The 23,453-nt window shown below is 48.4% G+C and carries 7 protein-coding genes; 6 read left to right on the top strand and 1 reads right to left on the bottom strand.

The genetic code is table 11. The annotated features are described in order from the left end of the window. Positions 1-192: 192 nt before the first annotated feature. Positions 193-2,616 carry a class I adenylate cyclase gene (locus tag HWQ47_RS02970; protein ID WP_269969712.1) on the bottom strand — a complete coding sequence of 808 codons (2,424 nt, stop codon included), beginning with the start codon at positions 2,614-2,616 and terminating at the stop codon, positions 193-195. Between the two features lie 317 nt (positions 2,617-2,933). Between HWQ47_RS02970 and hemC the strand changes: the two genes are divergently transcribed. The 6 genes from hemC (at position 2,934) to HWQ47_RS02945 (ending at position 22,819) form a co-directional block, all read left to right on the top strand. Then, a complete protein-coding gene (hemC, locus tag HWQ47_RS02965) occupies positions 2,934-3,863 on the top strand; it encodes a hydroxymethylbilane synthase (protein WP_269969711.1) in 930 nt (309 codons plus the stop codon). 9 nt (positions 3,864-3,872) lie between these two features. Then, complete coding sequence (locus HWQ47_RS02960) at positions 3,873-4,604, top strand: uroporphyrinogen-III synthase (protein ID WP_269969710.1); 732 nt, start codon at positions 3,873-3,875, stop codon at positions 4,602-4,604. A 57-nt stretch (positions 4,605-4,661) separates the two neighbouring features. Beyond that, on the top strand, positions 4,662-5,807 hold the full coding sequence (locus HWQ47_RS02955) for a uroporphyrinogen-III C-methyltransferase (protein ID WP_269969709.1): 1,146 nt from the start codon (positions 4,662-4,664) through the stop codon (positions 5,805-5,807). Continuing rightward, on the top strand, positions 5,804-6,973 hold the full coding sequence (locus HWQ47_RS02950) for a heme biosynthesis HemY N-terminal domain-containing protein (protein ID WP_269969708.1): 1,170 nt from the start codon (positions 5,804-5,806) through the stop codon (positions 6,971-6,973). The genes HWQ47_RS02955 and HWQ47_RS02950 overlap by 4 nt, the downstream gene beginning before the upstream one ends. 544 nt (positions 6,974-7,517) lie before the next feature. Then, complete coding sequence (locus HWQ47_RS27935; RefSeq protein ID WP_333481914.1) at positions 7,518-13,319, top strand: Ig-like domain-containing protein; 5,802 nt, start codon at positions 7,518-7,520, stop codon at positions 13,317-13,319. 53 nt (positions 13,320-13,372) lie between these two features. Beyond that, positions 13,373-22,819, top strand: a complete 9,447-nt coding sequence (locus HWQ47_RS02945) for a type I secretion C-terminal target domain-containing protein (protein ID WP_333481917.1) — start codon at positions 13,373-13,375, stop codon at positions 22,817-22,819. Positions 22,820-23,453 lie beyond the last annotated feature (634 nt).

Below are 23,453 nucleotides of genomic sequence, written 5' to 3'. Positions count from 1 at the left end.
ATTTTATCACAATAATTATACCGTATAAAGTTAACTTTCATCACATTGTTTTTCTAAAGGCTTAGCTGACAGCATGTCAAGTTCGAAGCTAAAAAAAACTTCCAGGCTTTAAACGTAAGGTGAAGCCATACTCACCGAGAATCGCTGAACATTGTAAGATCGAGTAATAAGTCGGTACAAATAAGAGCCTCTTTAAAAATCAAAATCAATATCATCTACTGACATACCAAAGGGTAACGCCCTTAAGCGGCCATCAACCCGGATCAAACGAAAAAACTGTGGTAAATTAAATCTCTGTTGTGACATTTCAAACTCTTCAAATGCATGATGATGGCTCACTTTACTCACCAGCTCATCAATATCGATATCAGACTGTTGATAATGATCCAACTCATTACTTTCATTTAAAATAAACACATCCAACTCTTTGCCATTTTGCCTTAAGAAATACTGCACGGCTCCACGGGCAGCAAAATCTTGGATAACCTCTGGAATTTTACTAAAAGGTTCATTGCCTAAATCTGGCCGAGGAAGCTCTATTAGTTTCTTCTTAGTCAGTTGTTGAAATAGAGCTTTAGTATCTTTAAGGTTCTGATACACCATCCCTTTACTGTTAAAAAATAACCCGTACTCAGCTCCACTTACTTTCAATGGATACACTAAAGTCGTAGAACTGGACACTTGTAAACTTAAACGAACGGCTCGCTGCATTAAATTGCTCACAGTCCGTTCAAATTGAGACTTTAACTTTACAGAACAACTGATCACTTCAATGGCAATATTACCCGCGCCTCTTCTAATTCCTGAAGTAATAAAAGTGAGCGAGTCCAATATACCAAACTCCCCCTCATAATGATGACAATGCCACTCACCCCATGAGTTTAAGCAAATGACATCAATTGATTCCAACATGTTTCTTTGAGATCGCCCCAGCGAAAAAATACTAGCATTCATATAATCCACCATGATCTCTTGCCCCCGCCATTCTGCAGTAGGATCATGATTAAAGTTAAGTAAGAAAACCAATTTTTTGTAACGCCAAGGCTGACAGAAATCCATTTTAGAGACTTTCAGTTTAGCGCCTTCAAAGAAGGTCACTAATCGTTTTGAAGCCGTCGTTAAACTCGTGGATTTACGTTTACTTTTACTAAACTCATACCAGGTAGTAATGTCACTGGAAACCCCATTCAAACTAGCCCAAGCTACTAACTTAGCTTTACTTTTTGAACGATATACAGCCCTTTCTCCTATAAAATTTTTTGGCTCGGGTTTACACCGATAAAGACAATACTCCTCATCATTCTTGCTAAAAATAATCGTCAAATCCGTTTCACTGATAGAGTCACTCCATAGCTTATTCAGACTGATAATCTGTTGCACATCTGAGCTAAAATAGGTGTGAAGTTTACGGGTTAGCAAGCCTAATTCCGACAACTTCAAACTCTTACTTAACTTATGTGTCGAGGCAAACTGGAGTAATGTTTGATAACTACCCAGCATAAGTTCATTTAGCTGCTCATTAAACCATTGCAGTTGCCCACAATGCCACTCCTCACAATGATCGAGTGTTTGCAGCAAGCTATTCGACCAGCCCCAATCTTCAACTAAAGTAACAAGTTTATGATAACGCCAATCTTTTGCCTGATTTTCATCCGTTAAACGTAAACCACACTTCAAATAAAAACAACGCCTAACAATCTCAAGCCGACGTAGATCGCCTTGCTTTAGCAGATAAGTTTCAATTGATTCATACAACAGAAAATAAGCATCATTAGCAGCAGAAAAATCACCTTCAACTGTTCGCTGCCACACCTGATCGGTAACCAGACACGTTTTAGGGTATTGGCTTGCGTAAGCCTCTAAAAGCAAAACTTTTAGTAACGCTTTATGGGGCTTATCTAATCCCTTGTATAGCTGCCAAAGCGAGGCACCAAAATATTCACTTGCAGGGATTTGGCTCACATCCCCTAAAAAAAGAAGATCATCTGAACGTTCAGCATTTGGCCACCACGCAACCCTCTTTCCAGCAAAACAGATCTGGCTCCGATAAAACTCTTCCAACAAAAGCCAATGTTGGGCGCTACCGCTATGCTCTAATCCTATGGCACTTTGAAAGGTATCTTCTGAGCCAGTATCTTTGTCAAATTGCTCGGGATGAACCAAGTAGATATTAACTTCAAGCCCATATTTATTAAACCAAGCACTTAATAATTGAGACTTTCCCTCTAACAACTGACACTCATTTTTACTGAGTAAGCGATCATGCACTAACCAGACATCCACGTCGCTTTTGGGGTTTTGACCAAAACTTGCCATACTTCCCATGCTATAAATACCCTCTATAGCAGGATGATTAACAACATGAAGGTTAGGTTTGGCTAACCCTAATGTATTGCAGGCAGATAACTCATTATCATCGGGCTCATAATTAAATATACCAGAGGGCGTTAGCGGTCCATTGTAACCAGGATAGTCAAGTCTATGATAATGAAAAAGCAGTGGAATTAAGCGTAATAGATCACGCTTTAATGGTGACAGAATGGCAAGCGCGCGGGCCAGCCGGATCCGATTCAATCTCTGGGCGGTTTCAACAAAATGACCTTGTCCAATAACCATATTTCACTAATCGAAGCGTTTCTTGCAGAATGGGATGAAGAGCGTAATCTTACCATTTTTGCTCTCCCATGGGAATAAAACGAGATCTTGATCACACTTTTAAATACAGCTTAATTCCTTAAAACTATCTATTTCTACATACTTTTAAATAGAAACTCTTTTTAACACTCAAGGGTATAGCTAAGTGTTTCATCGCAGTAGATCATTTTCTATCTGGATATATGGGCTGACTTCAAAGAATCAATCGTCATATGTTACATCTGATCCTGAGCAATGTTAGCATTACTGTAACTAAGACCTCTGATGGAATACCGAGCATGTCCCTAAACGTCATTCGAATCGCAACACGTAAAAGCCCTCTTGCTCTTTGGCAAGCTGAATTCGTTAAAGCCGAGCTGGAGAAATTTCACCAAGGTCTAACAGTAGAGCTTCTACCAATGAGTACTAAAGGTGACATTCTTCTTGATACGCCTTTAGCTAAAGTTGGCGGTAAAGGACTGTTTGTAAAAGAACTAGAAGTCGCAATACTCGAAAATAGAGCCGACATAGCAGTTCATTCAATGAAAGATGTCCCGGTCGACTTCCCTGAAGGGCTCGGTCTAGAAATCATTTGTGAACGTGAAGATCCACGAGATGCATTTGTATCTAATAACTATAAAAGTATTAGTGAGTTGCCACAAGGTTCCGTAGTGGGAACTTCCAGCCTACGTCGTCAGTGTCAGATCAGAGCTGCACGTCCGGATCTACAGATCCGCGATCTACGCGGCAATGTAGGAACCCGTTTAGGTAAATTAGATGCTGGCACATATGATGCGATCATCTTAGCTGCTGCAGGTTTGAAGCGTCTAAAACTAGAAGAGCGCATCGCAAGTTTTATGTCAGCTGAAGAGTCCTTACCTGCAAATGGTCAAGGTGCTGTTGGTATTGAGTGCCGTATCAATGATGAACGAGTAAAAGCGCTTTTGGCACCACTTGAACATGCAGAAACTCGCTACCGTGTTATCGCAGAACGCGCCATGAATACTCACTTAGAAGGTGGTTGTCAGGTGCCTATTGGTGCCTACGCCGAGATCGTTGGCGATACTTTAACCCTTCGCGGCTTGGTCGGTAGCCCAGATGGAACTCAAATTATTAAGTCAACTAAAGTGGGACCTAAAACGGATGCTAAAGCATTGGGTATTGCGCTCGCTGAAGAACTGCTCAGTCAAGGCGCGAAAACCATTCTTGATGCCGTTTACATTAAGTAAATATCATCGATGAATATTTTACTGACACGGCCTGAAGGCCGCAATCAGTCAATGATTGAGATCCTGAAACAACACGGGATCTCATACATAGTTACGCCGCTGCTGGAAGTTCAAGCAACCGACAAAACACAACATCAAGATGCGATAGCGCATTTTAACCAAGCCGATATCGTCATCTTTATCAGCACAAATGCCGTCGTTTTTTCTTCACAAGCCATCGCGCTTAATACACACACTTCAACTCAATTTTATGCCGTAGGTGATGCCACATACCAAGCATTGCAAGCATTAGGGATCTCGGCATTCAAAGCACCAACAGATTGCCAACAAACCGAAGGCTTACTCACACTCAATACGCTACAGGACCTCTCCAGCAAAAAAGTGGTGATTGTCAGGGGAGTTGGCGGACGAGAAACACTAGCAGAAACATTGACCCAGCGTGGCGGTAAAGTGGATTACTGGGAGACATATCAAAGGACTTGCCCAGCAATTGACAAGCTAATTCCCTATCAGTGGCGAGATGCTAAAGTCGATACTATTATCATCACCAGTGGAGAGATTCTCCATAGTCTAAACAAACTTGTACCAAAAGAGTTATTTGCTTGGCTGCGTGCATGTCATATTATAGTTCCTAGCTCCCGTGTTAAGGAGCAAGCTTTAGCTTATGGACTCAACAAGGTTACCAACGCCAAAGCTGCAAATTGCAAGGCCATGCTTTTCGCTTTAGGCTTATCTATTTAGCCCAACATGGTCTTATACTCGTCATTATTGTAGCGGTATACCGTCAAGGACTGTTTAATGGATAACAAAGAATTAGATGAGAATCAGCAAGAGCCCAAAAATGAGGTTATCTCTAAAGAGAAGACTCTAGGTTCAAGCACTACCGAGCATGTAGATGAATCATCAACCAATCGACATTCAAATAAAAGCTCAGGCGTATCTTGGGGTTTTTTATTCAATCTAATTTTAATCTTACTCTTAACTTTTACAACCTTAGGTGGGGGCTACTACCTGCATCAGGAGCTCAACAGACAAACTGACCAGGCCCAAAGCCTAGCTCAGGAGGTAAAGTTTGCCCTCGCAGAACCTTCAAAACAGATATCCAGACTCGACCAAGAGCAGCGTCAAACAGAAGTTAGACTCATACAAGAGTTAGCGCTCCTCAATGTAGATCAGCTAAGGCTCAATGATCGTGTGGCAAAGCTGGCACAGCGAAATCCTAATCATTGGATGGCAGAGGAAGCTAAATACCTCGTTAGAATGGCCGGGAGTAAGCTATGGCTAGAAAAAGATCCCAGCACGGCGGCGAGTTTGCTAAAAGCGGCAGATCAAAGAATAGAGTCAATGAAAGATCCAGCGCTTACGCCATTAAGAAAAGCCTTAGCCAATGATATTGCCGAAGTGTCTATCATTAAGAGTACCGATATAGCTGGTACTATACTTATGCTAGACAGCATGATTGAAAATCTAGATCAATTGCCATTAAATCGAGCTGATTTAATCAATGCTGCAAACAAGGTTGATAATCCCGACATGACGGAATCGATTGATGACTGGCAGAGTAATCTAGCTAAATCATGGCAAGCATTAATCGAAGACTTTATCGTTGTACGTAAAAGAACCACTGATATTACTCCACTGTTAAAACCTGATGAGCTGTGGTATTTAGTTGAAAATATCAAGAACAAGCTACTGCAATCTCAACTCGCACTCTATCGTCAAGATGAGGTGAACTACCGCCAGTCACTATCACTAGCAAGAAAGTGGATATTTCAATATTTCGATCTTAAGAACATTCAAACACAAGAGACATTAACCGCATTAGATGCCCTAAGTACCCTTGAGATCCAAACGCCAAAGATCCAACAATTTGCATCCACACCTCTGCTACAACAGTTGGTGATCCACGGTAACTTGATGGTATCTGAGGAGCCTTCAATATGATCCGAGTCCTTGCTTATCTAGCGATTATTTTAATTGGTCTATGTATTAGTCCATTTTTTGCAGGAATGAATGGTTATCTCTATCTCGCTTTCTGGGATTACGAAATCGAGATGGGAGTCGCCACAGCAATCATCTGCTTGGTTCTATTTTACGGCCTATTACAACTGGTCGAATGGTGTTTGGTTTTTCTCATCAATCTAATCTTAAGTAGCCGTTTGTTACCTGAAAAGTGGCGTAAAAAAGCTGCACGTAAACATACTTTAACCGGTGCACTGGCATTAGCTGAAGAGGATTGGCCTGTTGCAGAAAAAGCCATGGCTAAGGGCGCTGAAAAAGGCGAGATCCCTTCTCTTAATTTACTCGCAGCTGCGAGAGCCGCTCAACACCAGAATGATATAACGTCTCGAGATCGCTATCTATTAGAAGCAGAGAAAGAACCGATGGCCATCAATGCTGTTGGTACTACTCGTACTCGCTACCTACTTCAACAAGGCGATCTAGCAGGTGCTCGTGAACAACTCGATAAGCTCTCTCCATCAAGCAAGAGTAAACTCCCTGTACTTAGACTTGCTATCGAGCTCTATCAAGCTCAAGCCGACTTTAGTTCGCTGAAACTACTTATTCCTATCATTAAAAAACGACAACTGCTCAGTGACTCGGCCTTTACTGAATTGTTAATTTCAACCAATCATGCCTTATTGATTTCAGCGACAGAAAACAGTGAACAAGAACTTGAAAAAGTATGGCATTGGTTAAGTCGAGCTGAGCGTAAAGAGATGAGTAATCTGGCTCTCTATTGTACCGGTTTAAACCAATACGAAAGAAAAGCCGAAGCACTCAAATTGCTGATGAAGCAACTCAAGCATTCTCCTTCAGCTGAAATATTAACTGGCCTAGGTGAGCTTCTATTACCCAGTGATTTGGATGAGAGAGAGTTGATATTTTCAATGGAGCAGAAGCACAGTGAAGACATCAACTTTCAAATTCTACTGGCCAAACTTCACCAACAAAATAAAGAATATCGTAGATCGATGGAGTACTGGAAGAAGATCTGTCAAACACAACCAACCAAAGTTCATTGGTTAGCACTTGGTGAGAACCAAGAACATTTAGGTGAACAAAACTCAGCTATCCAGAGCTATAGAAACGCCATAAAAGCAGACTGATTTTTATACTCATTTAAAATAAGAAAACGAGTAATAAACTCGTTTTCTTATTTCAACCTACACGCAAAAAGCAAAGACCTGACTTAAGCATTTGAATAACTAAATCTATTTCCTCTCCTCATCTACAACCTCATATCATTGTCGTTCCCCATCAAACAGCGTTAATTTGACAGTTCTCAGATCTGAATCAGACTTTAAAGGATTAGAGAGAAAAGTTGCACTTATCTAATCCCAAGACATATCAAATTTAAAAGAAAACGACTAGCTCAGGATAGCCATAGCAACAGAGGCTCTGATCATGGATGACGAAATAAATATCAAGCTTCACAATATGTAAGGTAATAAGTTATATACGCCAGAATCTCAGGCAAAATAAACACTTGTATCTTACTTTTAAGGTTAACCTAGCACATGGAGCGTCAATAAATTGACTAGCTGCAACATTGACGTTAACATATGCTTTGGTTTGCCAACCATTTCAACAACGTTAAACGCGAAAAAATCTTACAAAGACTGGTAGTGTTAGACTATTCTGGAGCATTGAATGAAAACTATAGTAACAACTCAGCCAGGAACCATTCTTCTTGCCGAAGGAGACGTTAAGCTAAAGTTAGAGAACAGCTCCAAAGCAGTCTCTCAAGGTCAGCTGTTGCCGGTTGGTTCAACTTTAACATTTGAAGACATTGCTAACATTAACATTTTATATTCTGATAACACTCACTTTGAGCATCTAGCTTCGACCAATCAAATCTCTAAAGAAGAAGAGGAAGAAGCAGCTGTTAGAGCACCTAATCTTACTGATGCACAGGAAGTTAAAGCCATTCAGGATGCCATTGCTAGCGGTGAAGATCCCACTATAGATCTACCAGAGACGGCTGCGGGAGAGAGTTCAGGGAATGAAGGAGGTTCTGATTTGGTCTCTTTAGCCAGAACGGCTAACGAAACCATAGCATCAACGGGCTTCAATACTAATTCAACTTCTCAAAGTAACTTTGCTGTTACCAACAATCTTAATGAAACTACAGCAGAAAACCAATCCAACTTACTCAATGACCTTGTAAATATTAATGAAGATGGGACCGCAGTTGGCAATGTACTGGATAATGACTCTGATGTAGATGATGTACTGGCAGTAGTGAGTTTCGAAGTCGACGGGACCACTTATACTGCAGGTACGACCGTTGAACTTGAAGGCGGAACCTTAGTTATCAATCAAGATGGTAGCTATACTTTTACACCTAATGAAAACTGGAACGGCACAGTCCCTGTTATCACTTACACCACCAACACCGGAGCGACCGCAACACTAACGATAGAGGTAACTCCAGTTGCAGATGGCGCTCCTCAGATCACGATTAATCTTGACACCAATAATGATGGATTAATCAGTAACGATGAGTTAAATGGCAATACAGAAATCAGTGTCACCATCAGTCTTGAAGGTACTGGAGCCATGGTCGGTGACGTTTTAATCGTCAACGGTGTTGAAATAATATTAACAGCTGATGATATTTCAACGGGTTCAATTAATGTAAACCTACCGGCACCAGCCGAAGGCGAGACAATAACCGTTGTAGCGACAGTGACAGACTCGGCGGGAAATGTCTCTCCCGAAGGAACAGATTCAGCGACGATAGATACCACAGCCCCAACAATTACTGTCGATGTACCAGACACCACCAATGACACAACACCTACAATCACTGGTACTACTGATGCAGAACCAGGTAGCACCATCACTGTTGTCATCACTGACAGCACAGGCACAGAACAAACGGATACCACTACAGTTAACCCAGATGGTACTTACACTGTTGATGTCACCGATCCTGTCGCAGAAGGTCCTATCACGGTTGTAGTCTCGGTCACCGATCCTGCGGGCAACACAGGTACCGCAACTGGCACTAGTGAAATAGATATCACTATCGGTACACCGTTAGTGATAATTACAGAAGATAGCAATAACGATGGCTACATCAACGATGCTGAACTCAATGGACAGATTGATGCCAACATCACCTTAGGCGCAGGCACGGTCGTGGGCGACACCGTCACCATCACTGACCAAGACGGCAACGTTATCTTCAGCAGTCCCGTCACCCAAGACATGATAGACAATGGTCTAGCGGTCACTATCGACCCTCCAGCGACGGGCACCAACCTAATTGTCACCGCGACTATCACCGATCCAGCGGGTAACACCGCCTCTGGTAGTGACAATGTTCAGCTCGATTACGGCACTGGCAGCGGTGGTCCCGCGGCTCCAACTGTAGTCATTGATGAAGATGCTGATAACGACGGCTTTATCACAGACTTTGAACTTATTGACCAAATCGACATCACTGTCACTCTTGGCGCGGGCACAGTAGTCGGCGACACACTTGTCGTCACCGATCAAGATGGTATCGAGCTGTTCAGTGGTGTAGTCACCCAAGCGATGCTCGATAATGGCCTTGCCGTGGTGATGAATATACCTGTTACTGGCACCGAAATAGTCGTCACTGCCACGGTTACCGATCTGGCTGGTAACACCGCCACCGGCAGTGATGCCGCAACAATGGATCATAATTGGGAAATAACTCCTCCTGTCGCACCGACAGTAGAGATCAACGAAGATGTTAACGACGACGGTTACATCAACAGTACTGAGCTCGACGGGCAGATCAACATCACCATCACGCTAGATCCAATCACTGTTGTCGGCGAAACCTTAGTTGTCACAGACCAAGCTGGTAACGAGCTGTTCAGCGGCACTGTGACCCAAGAGATACTAGACAATGGTTTGCTTCTGAGTATGAATGCACCAGTAACTGATACAAATATCACTGTTACGGCAACCCTAACTAATTTTATGGGCGCGATTGTAACGGGTAGTGACAACGCACTCCTTGATTACGGCACGGGTGCACCCGCTAGCCCAACTGTAGACATCACTGAAGATGCTAACGATGATGGCTTCATCAACAGCGCCGAGCTTGATGGTCAAATCACCATCACCATCACACTCGGCGCAGGTACTGCTGTAGGCGACACCTTAATCGTCACCGATCAGGACAATAACGTCATATTCAGTGGCTCCGTCACCCAGGAGATGATTGATAACGACCTCAGCTTAGTCATGGACGCACCTGCAGAAGGCACTAACTTAATAATCACAGCCGTTATTACCGATGCAGCAGGTAATACCAATCAAGGAAGTGATAGTGCCACCCTAGATACCACCGCGCCAGGCACGGGTGATGGTGAGAACCAGATTAACTTCCTCGATGGCGGCGATGAGCTGGTCAGCGATGCCGAATCAGGTAGCGTGCCGCTCTCTGGCCAAGTGGCCGTGGGCAGCACGGTTAACAGCATCACTATTTCTGACGGCACCACTACGATCACCGTTACTGCAGCCGACATCAGCGTCGCCGCAGATGGCACTGTGACCGTTGCAGGACAAGATTTATCTGGTCTTGCTGATGGCACCTTGACCGTCACCATGAACGTGACCGATTTGGCGGGCAACACCGGCGATGTCACTGACACCACCGTACTGGATACCAGCGCGCCAGGCACGGGTGATGGTGAGAACCAAATTAACTTCCTTGATGGCGGCGATGAGCTGGTCAGTGATGCCGAATCAGGTAGCGTGCCGCTCTCTGGTCAAGTGGCCGTGGGCAGCACGGTTAACAGCATCACCATTTCTGACGGCATCACTACGATCACCGTGGCTGCAGCCGATATTACGGTTGCCGCCGATGGCTCGGTCACCGTTGCAGGTCAAGATTTGTCGAGTCTGGCTGATGGCACTTTAACCGTCACCATGAACGTCACCGACTTGGCGGGCAACACCGGCGATGTCACTGACACCACCGTGCTCGATACCAGCGCGCCAGGCACGGGTGATGGTGAGAACCAAATTAACTTCCTCGATGGCGGCGATGAGCTGGTCAGTGACGCCGAATCAGGTAGCGTGCCACTCTCTGGCCAAGTGGCCGTGGGCAGCACGGTTAACAGCATCATTATTTCTGACGGCACCACTACGATCACCGTGGCTGCAGCCGACATCAGCGTCGCCGCAGATGGCACGGTCACCGTTGCAGGACAAGATTTATCTGGTCTTGCTGATGGCACCTTGACTGTCACCATGAACGTCACCGATTTAGCAGGTAACACCGGCGATGTCACTGACACCACAGTGCTCGATACCAGCGCGCCAGGCACGGGCGATGGTGAGAACCAAATTAACTTCCTCGATGGCGGCGATGAATTGGTCAGCGATGCAGAATCAACCAGCGTGCCGCTCTCTGGCCAAGTGGCCGTGGGCAGCACGGTTAACAGCATCACCATTTCTGACGGCATCACTACGATCACCGTGGCTGCAGCCGACATCAGCGTCGCCGCAGATGGCACTGTGACCGTTGCAGGTCAAGATTTGTCGAGTCTGGCTGATGGCACTTTAACCGTCACCATGAACGTCACCGACTTGGCGGGTAACACCGGCGATGTCACTGACACTACCGTGCTCGATACCAGCGCGCCAGGCACAGGCGATGGTGAGAACCAAATTAACTTCCTCGATGGCGGCGATGAGCTGGTCAGTGACGCCGAATCAGGTAGCGTGCCGCTCTCTGGCCAAGTGGCCGTGGGCAGCACGGTTAACAGCATCACCATTTCTGACGGCATCACTACGATCACCGTGGCTGCAGCCGACATCAGCGTCGCCGCAGATGGCACTGTGACCGTTGCAGGACAAGATTTATCTGGTCTTGCTGATGGCACCTTGACTGTCACCATGAACGTCACCGATTTAGCAGGTAACACCGGCGATGTCACTGACACCACCGTGCTCGATACCAGCGCGCCAGGCACGGGTGATGGTGAGAACCAAATTAACTTCCTTGATGGCGGCGATGAGCTGGTCAGTGATGCCGAATCAACCAGCGTGCCGCTCTCTGGTCAAGTGGCCGTGGGCAGCACGGTTAACAGCATCACCATTTCTGACGGCACCACTACGATCACCGTGGCTGCAGCCGATATTACGGTTGCCGCCGATGGCTCGGTCACCGTTGCAGGTCAAGATTTGTCGAGTCTGGCTGATGGCACTTTAACCGTCACCATGAACGTCACCGACTTGGCGGGCAACACCGGCGATGTCACTGACACCACCGTGCTGGACACGACGGCGCCGGGCACAGGCGATGGCGAGAACCAAATTAACTTCCTTGATGGCGGCGATGAGCTGGTCAGTGACGCCGAATCAGGTAGCGTGCCACTCTCTGGCCAAGTGGCCGTGGGCAGCACGGTTAACAGCATCACTATTTCTGACGGCACCACTACGATCACCGTTACTGCAGCCGACATCAGCGTCGCCGCAGATGGCACTGTGACCGTTGCAGGACAAGATTTATCTGGTCTTGCTGATGGCACCTTGACCGTCACCATGAACGTGACCGATTTGGCGGGCAACACCGGCGATGTCACTGACACCACCGTGCTCGATACCAGCGCGCCAGGCACGGGTGATGGTGAGAACCAAATTAACTTCCTTGATGGCGGCGATGAGCTGGTCAGTGATGCCGAATCAGGTAGCGTGCCGCTCTCTGGTCAAGTGGCCGTGGGCAGCACGGTTAACAGCATCACCATTTCTGACGGCATCACTACGATCACCGTGGCTGCAGCCGATATTACGGTTGCCGCCGATGGCACTGTGACCGTTGCAGGTCAAGATTTGTCGAGTCTGGCTGATGGCACTTTAACCGTCACCATGAACGTCACCGACTTGGCGGGCAACACCGGCGATGTCACTGACACCACCGTGCTCGATACCAGCGCGCCAGGCACGGGTGATGGTGAGAACCAAATTAACTTCCTCGATGGCGGCGATGAGCTGGTCAGCGATGCCGAATCAGGTAGCGTGCCACTCTCTGGCCAAGTGGCCGTGGGCAGCACGGTTAACAGCATCACCATTTCTGACGGCATCACTACGATCACCGTGGCTGCAGCCGACATCAGCGTCGCCGCAGATGGCACTGTGACCGTTGCAGGTCAAGATTTGTCGAGTCTGGCTGATGGCACTTTAACCGTCACCACCATGACGTCACCGACTTGGCGGGTAACACCGGCGATGTCACTGACACTACCGTGCTCGATACCAGCGCGCCAGGCACAGGCGATGGTGAGAACCAAATTAACTTCCTCGATGGCGGCGATGAGCTGGTCAGTGATGCCGAATCAGGTAGCGTGCCGCTCTCTGGCCAAGTGGCCGTGGGCAGCACGGTTAACAGCATCACCATTTCTGATGGTACCACTACCATTACTGTCAATGCAGTCGACATCACGGTTGCAGCTGATGGCACTGTGACCGTTGCAGGACAAGACCTATCGGGTCTTGAAGATGGCACTTTAACCGTCACCATGAACGTGACCGATTTGGCGGGCAACACCGGCGATGTCACTGACACCACCGTACTGGATACCAGCGCGCCAGGCACGGGTGATGGTGAGAACCAAATTAACTTCCTTGATGGCGGCGATGAGCTGGTCAGTGATGCCGAATCAACCAGCGTGCCGCTCTCTGGTCAAGTGGCCGTGGGCAGCACGGTTAACAGCATCACCATTTCTGACGGCACCACTACGATCACCGTTACTGCAGCCGACATCAGCGTCGCCGCAGATGGCACGGTCACCGTTGCAGGACAAGATTTATCTGGTCTTGCTGATGGCACCTTGACTGTCACCATGAACGTGACCGATTTGGCGGGCAACACCGGCGATGTCACTGACACCACCGTGCTCGATACCAGCGCGCCAGGCACGGGTGATGGTGAGAACCAAATTAACTTCCTTGATGGCGGCGATGAGCTGGTCAGTGATGCCGAATCAACCAGCGTGCCACTCTCCGGCCAAGTGGCCGTGGGCAGCACGGTTAACAGCATCACCATCTCTGATGGTACCACTACCATTACTGTCAATGCAGCCGACATCAGCGTCGCCGCAGATGGCACGGTCACCGTTGCAGGACAAGATTTGTCGAGTCTGGCTGATGGCACCTTGACCGTCACCATGAACGTGACCGATTTAGCAGGTAACACCGGCGATGTCACTGACACCACCGTGCTCGATACCAGCGCGCCAGGCACGGGTGATGGTGAGAACCAAATTAACTTCCTTGATGGCGGCGATGAGCTGGTCAGCGATGCCGAATCAGGTAGCGTGCCGCTCTCAGGTCAAGTGGCCGTGGGCAGCACGGTTAACAGCATCACCATTTCTGACGGCATCACTACGATCACCGTGGCTGCAGCCGACATCAGCGTCGCCGATGGCTCGGTCACCGTTGCAGGTCAAGATTTGTCGAGTCTGGCTGATGGCACTTTAACCGTCACCATGAACGTCACCGATTTAGCAGGTAACACCGGCGATGTCACTGACACTACCGTGCTCGATACCAGCGCGCCAGGCACGGGTGATGGCGAGAACCAAATTAACTTCCTTGATGGCGGCGATGAGCTGGTCAGTGATGCCGAATCAGGTAGCGTGCCGCTCTCTGGCCAAGTGGCCGTGGGCAGCACGGTTAACAGCATCACCATTTCTGACGGCATCACTACGATCACCGTGGCTGCAGCCGATATTACGGTTGCCGCCGATGGCTCGGTCACCGTTGCAGGTCAAGATTTGTCGAATCTGGCTGATGGCACTTTAACCGTCACCATGAACGTGACCGATTTAGCAGGTAACACCGGCGATGTCACTGACACCACAGTGCTCGATACCAGCGCGCCAGGCACGGGTGATGGTGAGAACCAAATTAACTTCCTTGATGGCGGCGATGAGCTGGTCAGCGATGCCGAATCAGGTAGCGTGCCGCTCTCAGGTCAAGTGGCCGTGGGCAGCACGGTTAACAGCATCACCATTTCTGACGGCATCACTACGATCACCGTGGCTGCAGCCGACATCAGCGTCGCCGCCGATGGCTCGGTCACCGTTGCAGGTCAAGATTTGTCGAGTCTGGCTGATGGCACTTTAACCGTCACCATGAACGTCACCGATTTAGCAGGTAACACCGGCGATGTCACTGACACTACCGTGCTCGATACCAGCGCGCCAGGCACGGGTGATGGCGAGAACCAAATTAACTTCCTTGATGGCGGCGATGAGCTGGTCAGTGATGCCGAATCAGGTAGCGTGCCGCTCTCTGGCCAAGTGGCCGTGGGCAGCACGGTTAACAGCATCACCATTTCTGACGGCATCACTACGATCACCGTGGCTGCAGCCGACATCAGCGTCGCAGCTGATGGCACTGTGACCGTTGCAGGACAAGATTTATCTGGTCTTGCTGATGGCACCTTGACTGTCACCATGAACGTGACCGATTTGGCGGGTAACACCGGCGATGTCACTGACACCACAGTGCTCGATACCAGCGCGCCAGGCACGGGCGATGGTGAGAACCAAATTAACTTCCTCGATGGCGGCGATGAGCTGGTCAGCGATGCCGAATCAGGTAGCGTGCCACTCTCTGGCCAAGTGGCCGTGGGCAGCACGGTTAACAGCATCACCATTTCTGACGGCACCACTACGATCACCGTTACTGCAGCCGACATCAGCGTCGCCGCAGATGGCACGGTCACCGTTGCAGGTCAAGATTTGTCGAATCTGGCTGATGGCACTTTGACCGTCACCATGAACGTCACCGATTTAGCAGGTAACACCGGCGATGTCACTGACACCACCGTGCTCGATACCAGCGCGCCAGGCACGGGCGATGGTGAGAACCAAATTAACTTCCTCGATGGCGGCGATGAGCTGGTCAGCGATGCCGAATCAGGTAGCGTGCCACTCTCTGGCCAAGTGGCCGTGGGCAGCACGGTTAACAGCATCACCATTTCTGACGGCATCACTACTATCACCGTTACTGCAGCCGACATCAGCGTCGCCGCAGATGGCACGGTCACCGTTGCAGGTCAAGATTTGTCGAATCTGGCTGATGGCACCTTGACCGTCACCATGAACGTCACCGATTTAGCAGGTAACACCGGCGATGTCACTGACACCACAGTGCTCGATACCAGCGCGCCAGGCACGGGTGATGGTGAGAACCAAATTAACTTCCTTGATGGCGGCGATGAGCTGGTCAGCGATGCCGAATCAGGTAGCGTGCCGCTCTCAGGTCAAGTGGCCGTGGGCAGCACAGTCAACAGCATCACCATCTCTGATGGTACCACTACCATTACTGTCAATGCAGTCGACATCACGGTTGCAGCTGATGGCACTGTGACCGTTGCAGGTCAAGATTTGTCGAGTCTGGCTGATGGCACTTTAACCGTCACCATGAACGTCACCGATTTAGCAGGTAACACCGGCGATGTCACTGACACCACCGTACTCGATACCAGCGCGCCAGGCACGGGTGATGGCGAGAACCAAATTAACTTCCTTGATGGCGGCGATGAGCTGGTCAGTGATGCCGAATCAGGTAGCGTGCCGCTCTCTGGTCAAGTGGCCGTGGGCAGCACGGTTAACAGCATCACCATTTCTGACGGCATCACTACGATCACCGTGGCTGCAGCCGACATCAGCGTCGCCGCAGATGGCACTGTGACCGTTGCAGGACAAGATTTATCTGGTCTTGCTGATGGCACTTTGACCGTCACCATGAACGTCACCGATTTGGCGGGCAACACCGGCGATGTCACTGACACCACCGTACTGGATACCAGCGCGCCAGGCACGGGTGATGGTGAGAACCAAATTAACTTCCTTGATGGCGGCGATGAGCTGGTCAGTGATGCCGAATCAGGTAGCGTGCCGCTCTCTGGTCAAGTGGCCGTGGGCAGCACGGTTAACAGCATCACCATTTCTGACGGCATCACTACGATCACCGTGGCTGCAGCCGATATTACGGTTGCCGCCGATGGCTCGGTCACCGTTGCAGGTCAAGATTTGTCGAGTCTGGCTGATGGCACTTTGACCGTCACCATGAACGTCACCGACTTGGCGGGCAACACCGGCGATGTCACTGACACCACCGTGCTCGATACCAGCGCGCCAGGCACGGGTGATGGTGAGAACCAAATTAACTTCCTCGATGGCGGCGATGAGCTGGTCAGTGACGCCGAATCAGGTAGCGTGCCACTCTCTGGCCAAGTGGCCGTGGGCAGCACGGTTAACAGCATCACTATTTCTGACGGCACCACTACGATCACCGTTACTGCAGCCGACATCAGCGTCGCCGCAGATGGCACTGTGACCGTTGCAGGACAAGATTTATCTGGTCTTGCTGATGGCACCTTGACCGTCACCATGAACGTGACCGATTTGGCGGGCAACACCGGCGATGTCACTGACACCACCGTGCTCGATACCAGCGCGCCAGGCACGGGTGATGGTGAGAACCAAATTAACTTCCTTGATGGCGGCGATGAGCTGGTCAGTGATGCCGAATCAGGTAGCGTGCCGCTCTCTGGTCAAGTGGCCGTGGGCAGCACGGTTAACAGCATCACCATTTCTGACGGCATCACTACGATCACCGTGGCTGCAGCCGATATTACGGTTGCCGCCGATGGCACTGTGACCGTTGCAGGTCAAGATTTGTCGAGTCTGGCTGATGGCACTTTAACCGTCACCATGAACGTCACCGACTTGGCGGGCAACACCGGCGATGTCACTGACACCACCGTGCTCGATACCAGCGCGCCAGGCACGGGTGATGGTGAGAACCAAATTAACTTCCTCGATGGCGGCGATGAGCTGGTCAGCGATGCCGAATCAGGTAGCGTGCCACTCTCTGGCCAAGTGGCCGTGGGCAGCACGGTTAACAGCATCACCATTTCTGACGGCATCACTACGATCACCGTGGCTGCAGCCGACATCAGCGTCGCCGCAGATGGCACTGTGACCGTTGCAGGTCAAGATTTGTCGAGTCTGGCTGATGGCACTTTAACCGTCACCATGAACGTCACCGACTTGGCGGGTAACACCGGCGATGTCACTGACACTACCGTGCTCGATACCAGCGCGCCAGGCACAGGCGATGGTGAGAACCAAATTAACTTCCTCGATGGCGGCGATGAGCTGGTCAGTGATGCCGAATCAGGTAGCGTGCCGCTCTCTGGCCAAGTGGCCGTGGGCAGCACGGTTAACAGCATCACCATTTCTGACGGCACCACTACGATCACCGTTACTGCAGCCGACATCAGCGTCGCCGCAGATGGCACTGTGACCGTTGCAGGTCAAGATTTGTCGAATCTGGCTGATGGCACTTTGACCGTCACCATGAACGTCACCGATTTAGCAGGTAACACCGGCGATGTCACTGACACCACCGTGCTCGATACCAGCGCGCCAGGCACGGGCGATGGTGAGAACCAAATTAACTTCCTCGATGGCGGCGATGAGCTGGTCAGCGATGCCGAATCAGGTAGCGTGCCACTCTCTGGCCAAGTGGCCGTGGGCAGCACGGTTAACAGCATCACCATTTCTGACGGCATCACTACGATCACCGTGGCTGCAGCCGATATTACGGTTGCCGCCGATGGCTCGGTCACCGTTGCAGGTCAAGATTTGTCGAGTCTGGCTGATGGCACTTTAACCGTCACCATGAACGTCACCGACTTGGCGGGCAACACCGGCGATGTCACTGACACCACAGTGCTCGATACCAGCGCGCCAGGCACGGGTGATGGCGAGAACCAAATTAACTTCCTTGATGGCGGCGATGAGCTGGTCAGTGACGCCGAATCAGGTAGCGTGCCACTCTCTGGCCAAGTGGCCGTGGGCAGCACGGTTAACAGCATCACTATTTCTGACGGCACCACTACGATCACCGTTACTGCAGCCGACATCAGCGTCGCCGCAGATGGCACGGTCACCGTTGCAGGACAAGATTTATCTGGTCTTGCTGATGGCACCTTGACCGTCACCATGAACGTGACCGATTTGGCGGGCAACACCGGCGATGTCACTGACACCACCGTACTGGATACCAGCGCGCCAGGCACGGGTGATGGTGAGAACCAAATTAACTTCCTTGATGGCGGCGATGAGCTGGTCAGCGATGCCGAATCAGGTAGCGTGCCACTCTCTGGCCAAGTGGCCGTGGGCAGCACGGTTAACAGCATCACCATCAGTGACAGCGCCGGTGGTAGTATCACCATTCCCGCGGCAAACATCACAATCAATTTAGTGACAGGTGCTGTTACGGTCATGGGACAGAACTTATCAGGCTTAATCGACGGCACCTTAACCGTCACCATGAACGTCACCGATGCAGCCGGTAATACGGGAAGTGTCGTTGATACCACCGTGCTCGACACTACTGCGCCGAGCACTGGCGATGGTGAGAACACCATTAGCTTTCTCGATGGAGGGGATGAGCTATTGTTAGGAGTAGAATCCACGAACGTAGACTTCACCACTTCAGTAGAGGCCGATTCTACCATTAATACTATTATGGTTACTGATGTAAATGGCAACAGCATTACCATTCCATCCAGTAATATAAATGTCGCCCCCGATGGGACTGTCACGATAAATACTCAAAACTTATCAGGGTTAGATGATGGAGTACTGACAGTTACCATGAACGTTACTGACTTAGCGGGCAACACTGGCGATGTCACTGACACCACAACACTTCAGCACACAGTACAGGGCGAAAATACTCCGACCTGGACCACGACGACTGTCAGTATAAATGGTGTCCCGTATATCATTGCAACAGCTTGGGGCGTAAATGGGCTAACCACTATTTCACGTTTGAACAACGATGGCTCACTAACTGAAGTGGATCGAATTACCTATAATAGTGCGAATGGTACCGTTATCACCACCAGTGATGGCGATATTACGGCCCAGCTTACTGCCGCTGGTTTGTCCGCAGGGGATTTGGGTAACGGACTAACACAATCCAACCTAAGCTATATTGATGGTGTGCCAACCCTATTTGTTACCTCGCAAAACTCTGCGGCAATTACCGTCTGGCACTTGGGCTCAAATGGTACTGTCACTTTCCAAGGGGGTGAACATATAGACAACTCTCAACACTTTATCCGAGAGAATGCAGTTTATGAAACCACTGACGGTACTGAATATGTCTATGTCGCCCGTCCGGCAGATGACATGATCACCCGCCTTATCTACGACTCTGTAACGGGAGAACTGACTGAGCAGCCTGCAGCGTCGACTCCAGCAGGCGACTTAGTCAGCTCCGTGAATATTGTCTCTGTTGATGGTATAGATTACCTATTGTCATCCAGCTTAAATGGATTATCACTTTACAGCATCAACTCATCAACTGGTGATCTTACCTTACAACAAAGCGTGACGGTGCCTGGCGCAGGAAGCTCAAATAATGCGGTTGAAACCTATACAACAGCTGATGGAAGTGTTTATGCCATTTTCTCCAGTCAAGGTACCCATCAGGCTGATATTTACCGCGTAGAAAATGGCTCTCTGGTACGTACCGATGGTCTGAGTGATGTGAACTTCTACTTCTCATCAGCAGGCTATGTAAACGGTACCCCTGTTATCGCAGCCCCTCAAGAATCAGGTGGCGTCACCCTCTTTACTTTGAACAACAATGGTGACCTCACTGAGTGGTTACATATCCCAGAAATAGAAAATGACTACACGCCACCAGTTATCGTACAAACCCCGGATGGTAACTATTGGCTAGTCGACGGTGATGGTAATACCAGTGCGACATTGCTACCTTCTGTAACCCCCAACAGTATGCCGGTATCAGGGGATGAGGACACAATAATTAACGGTCAACTGCTTGAGATTGATGGCAGTAACGGTACAAGTATCATCAAGTTCACCTTGGCGGGCAATAGCGCAGAGTATCAACCTGATGCTGACGGTATCACAGTTGATGTTGCTGGCGGCAGCCTTATCATTTACGCTGATGGCAGTTATAGCTTTACACCAGATGCCGATTGGAGCGGTAGCATACCCGATATCACTTACACTACGAATATTGGGCTAACAACCAAACTAGATATCAATGTTAATGCAATAGCTGACGCACCAAACATCACTGTTCAAGAAGCGGATTGGAAACTAGAGAGCAGTTTTGAGCGTGAGGTACTACCTGGTGATACCCCCGTACAAGGTATCGTTTTCTATACCGATGAAATGGAAGGTTGGACACCCGCTGTAGATGGACAGCAAATCGAGGTTAGATATGCAGTCATCCCAGCCTCTGATGGCAACCAAATGATTGAGCTTAATTCTGGAAGTAACTCAGGTATTCAAAGAGACATCACAACGGAAGCGGATCAACTATACACTCTCAAGCTTGATGTCATGCCCAGAGGTGGCTACGGCATCGAACACAACACGTTTGAAGTCTTTGTTGACGGCGTTTCCATAGGATTATGGGAAACAAGTGATAGCGCAGGATACCGCACCGTTCAGTTTTCGTTTGTGGGTGATGGCAGCTCTCAGAATATTGTTATTAAAAACACTGGTACAGCTAGCCCTGGCGGAAAAGGGCCTTTCATTGATAATGTCATTCTTGAAGAGCACAACGGTGTTATTGCCGGGAATGCGCAAAATGGGAGTAAGACGGACATCACACTGAGTGATTATATTCAAGGCTCCCTCAGCGATACGGATGGTTCTGAAGTACTCACCTTCAAAATTGGAGGTCTACCAGATGGGGCAACAATTTTAGTTGAGAACCAATCTGTGGCGATTTCTGACAATAGTGTTGAACTCACACAACAGCAGTTAGCCAGTGCGGTACTCAGGCTCGATAATGATGTTTATGGCACCCTTGAACTAAGTATTTCAGCGATAGCCAACGAACAATCCAACAATAATACAGCAAGTGCCTCTGATACCCTTTCATTGGTGATACTCACTCAAGATGGTGAGCAGATAATCTCCCATTCAATCAACCAAGTATTCAGCACCTCGGTGACAGGTATCGGTCAAAACGGTAGTCCCATTGGTCATAAATTCACACTCGACAACAGTGCCATGACCTTAACTGTTCAAGATAATGATGGCCTGCTTGAAGACAACAATGGCTCCATCCCGGTTGAAGGAAGTCAATCTCGCGATGGCAGCTTCCAAACATTACAAAATTCCTTTGATGGCTTAGCTGCAGGCGCCTATATCCACTCCCGTGCCTTCCAACTTGTGCGCAACCTCACCACAGGTGAGGAGGGAAAGATTTATCAAATCCGCATCATGGAAGACTACACAGGTGGCATGCCAGGTGGTACCAGTTATTGGGCTTTCTCAAATGATTTTGATGTAAATCTAGGAGATGAAATCGAGATTATCGGCAACTTCAGTGCTGGAGGAAACATTGACTATGCTGATCTCTATCACATTGATACCAATGACGTAAACGAGGTTTCAATTAGCCCTAATAACATCATCAATGTTAAGTCTGCACCTAATGACTCAATAAGCAATATTGACAGTAGCCATGAATCGACCGAGGAAGTGGATACCTTTGTCTGGAGTAAAGGAGGGGCTGGAACGGATCATATAGTCGACTTTGATATAAACCTCGACAAGCTCGACCTAAGTGATCTATTACAAGGTGAGACAGCTAAGAATCTGGATCAGTACCTTCACTTCACTATTAATGATACAACAAATACAACCATCATAGACATTGATGCAGATCATAACGGCACATTTGAACAACATATTGTTTTGGATGGTGTAGACCTTAGTGATGCCTTCGGTGACACTGAAAGCGACATTATCAATGGTTTATTAGGTACTAATGGAGATGGCCCATTAATTATCAATACTATAGGTGATGTGTCATCCCCATCGCCGACAGGATCAGGTTCGAATCCAACATTAGAGGAAAATCAAGTCACTCACTTGATACCTTAGAAAGTTTAGTACTTTATATAACCCAATATAAAGATAGTTCCAGCTCTAGTGAATCAATGGAGACAGGAGCAAGACTATCTTTATCAGGTAATACTAACACTATCTCTAGTTCCTCAAACTACAACGTGATTGATATCGAGAAAGATAGACTATTATCCAGCGAGCTTAAATCGGTGATGAAGGTCGTCAGTTACTACCTAATAATCAGAGGCAAGAACAAAATTAACCATGCTCTTGTTCTTGATAGATGATTAGACTTGCGTATAGAAGTCAGTCGAATCACTCCATGCAATAATAAATACATGCCTTATTTAATGACGCCAACCCATTTTAATAACAGCACTTAACTAGCTTTAAGCTATATTTGTATCAGATGCATAGTACATTTTTTGTTATTGAACTCTTGTTATTACAATCTGACAAAATAGACTCACATAGATAACAACTATTACAACAAATTCATTACTACAAAAAGTACCAATCCTCTACCAAAACCCTATAATAAGTTATATAAACCAACGAATAGAATAAAATTGGCACTTATTCCTTACTTTTAAGGTCTTACCAGTTTATATATCGACAACAAAATTGACCCCAAAGTGCGTTGCGGGTAACATATATCTCTACACAACCA

The sequence above is a fragment of the Shewanella sp. MTB7 genome (genome assembly GCF_027571385.1).
GTDB lineage: Bacteria > Pseudomonadota > Gammaproteobacteria > Enterobacterales > Shewanellaceae > Shewanella.
Note: the sequence above shows the minus strand (reverse complement) of the source record. Positions and strands in the feature narration are given on the sequence as shown.

Bases quoted from the DNA above. Each gene is read 5' to 3' on its own strand.
- HWQ47_RS02970 (WP_269969712.1), bottom strand. From the start codon at position 2,616: ATGGTTATTGGACAAGGTCATTTTGTTGAAACCGCCCAGAGATTGAAT.
- hemC (WP_269969711.1), top strand. From the start codon at position 2,934: ATGTCCCTAAACGTCATTCGAATCGCAACACGTAAAAGCCCTCTTGCT.
- HWQ47_RS02960 (WP_269969710.1), top strand. From the start codon at position 3,873: ATGAATATTTTACTGACACGGCCTGAAGGCCGCAATCAGTCAATGATT.
- HWQ47_RS02955 (WP_269969709.1), top strand. From the start codon at position 4,662: ATGGATAACAAAGAATTAGATGAGAATCAGCAAGAGCCCAAAAATGAG.
- HWQ47_RS02950 (WP_269969708.1), top strand. From the start codon at position 5,804: ATGATCCGAGTCCTTGCTTATCTAGCGATTATTTTAATTGGTCTATGT.
- HWQ47_RS27935 (WP_333481914.1), top strand. From the start codon at position 7,518: ATGAAAACTATAGTAACAACTCAGCCAGGAACCATTCTTCTTGCCGAA.
- HWQ47_RS02945 (WP_333481917.1), top strand. From the start codon at position 13,373: ATGAACGTGACCGATTTGGCGGGCAACACCGGCGATGTCACTGACACC.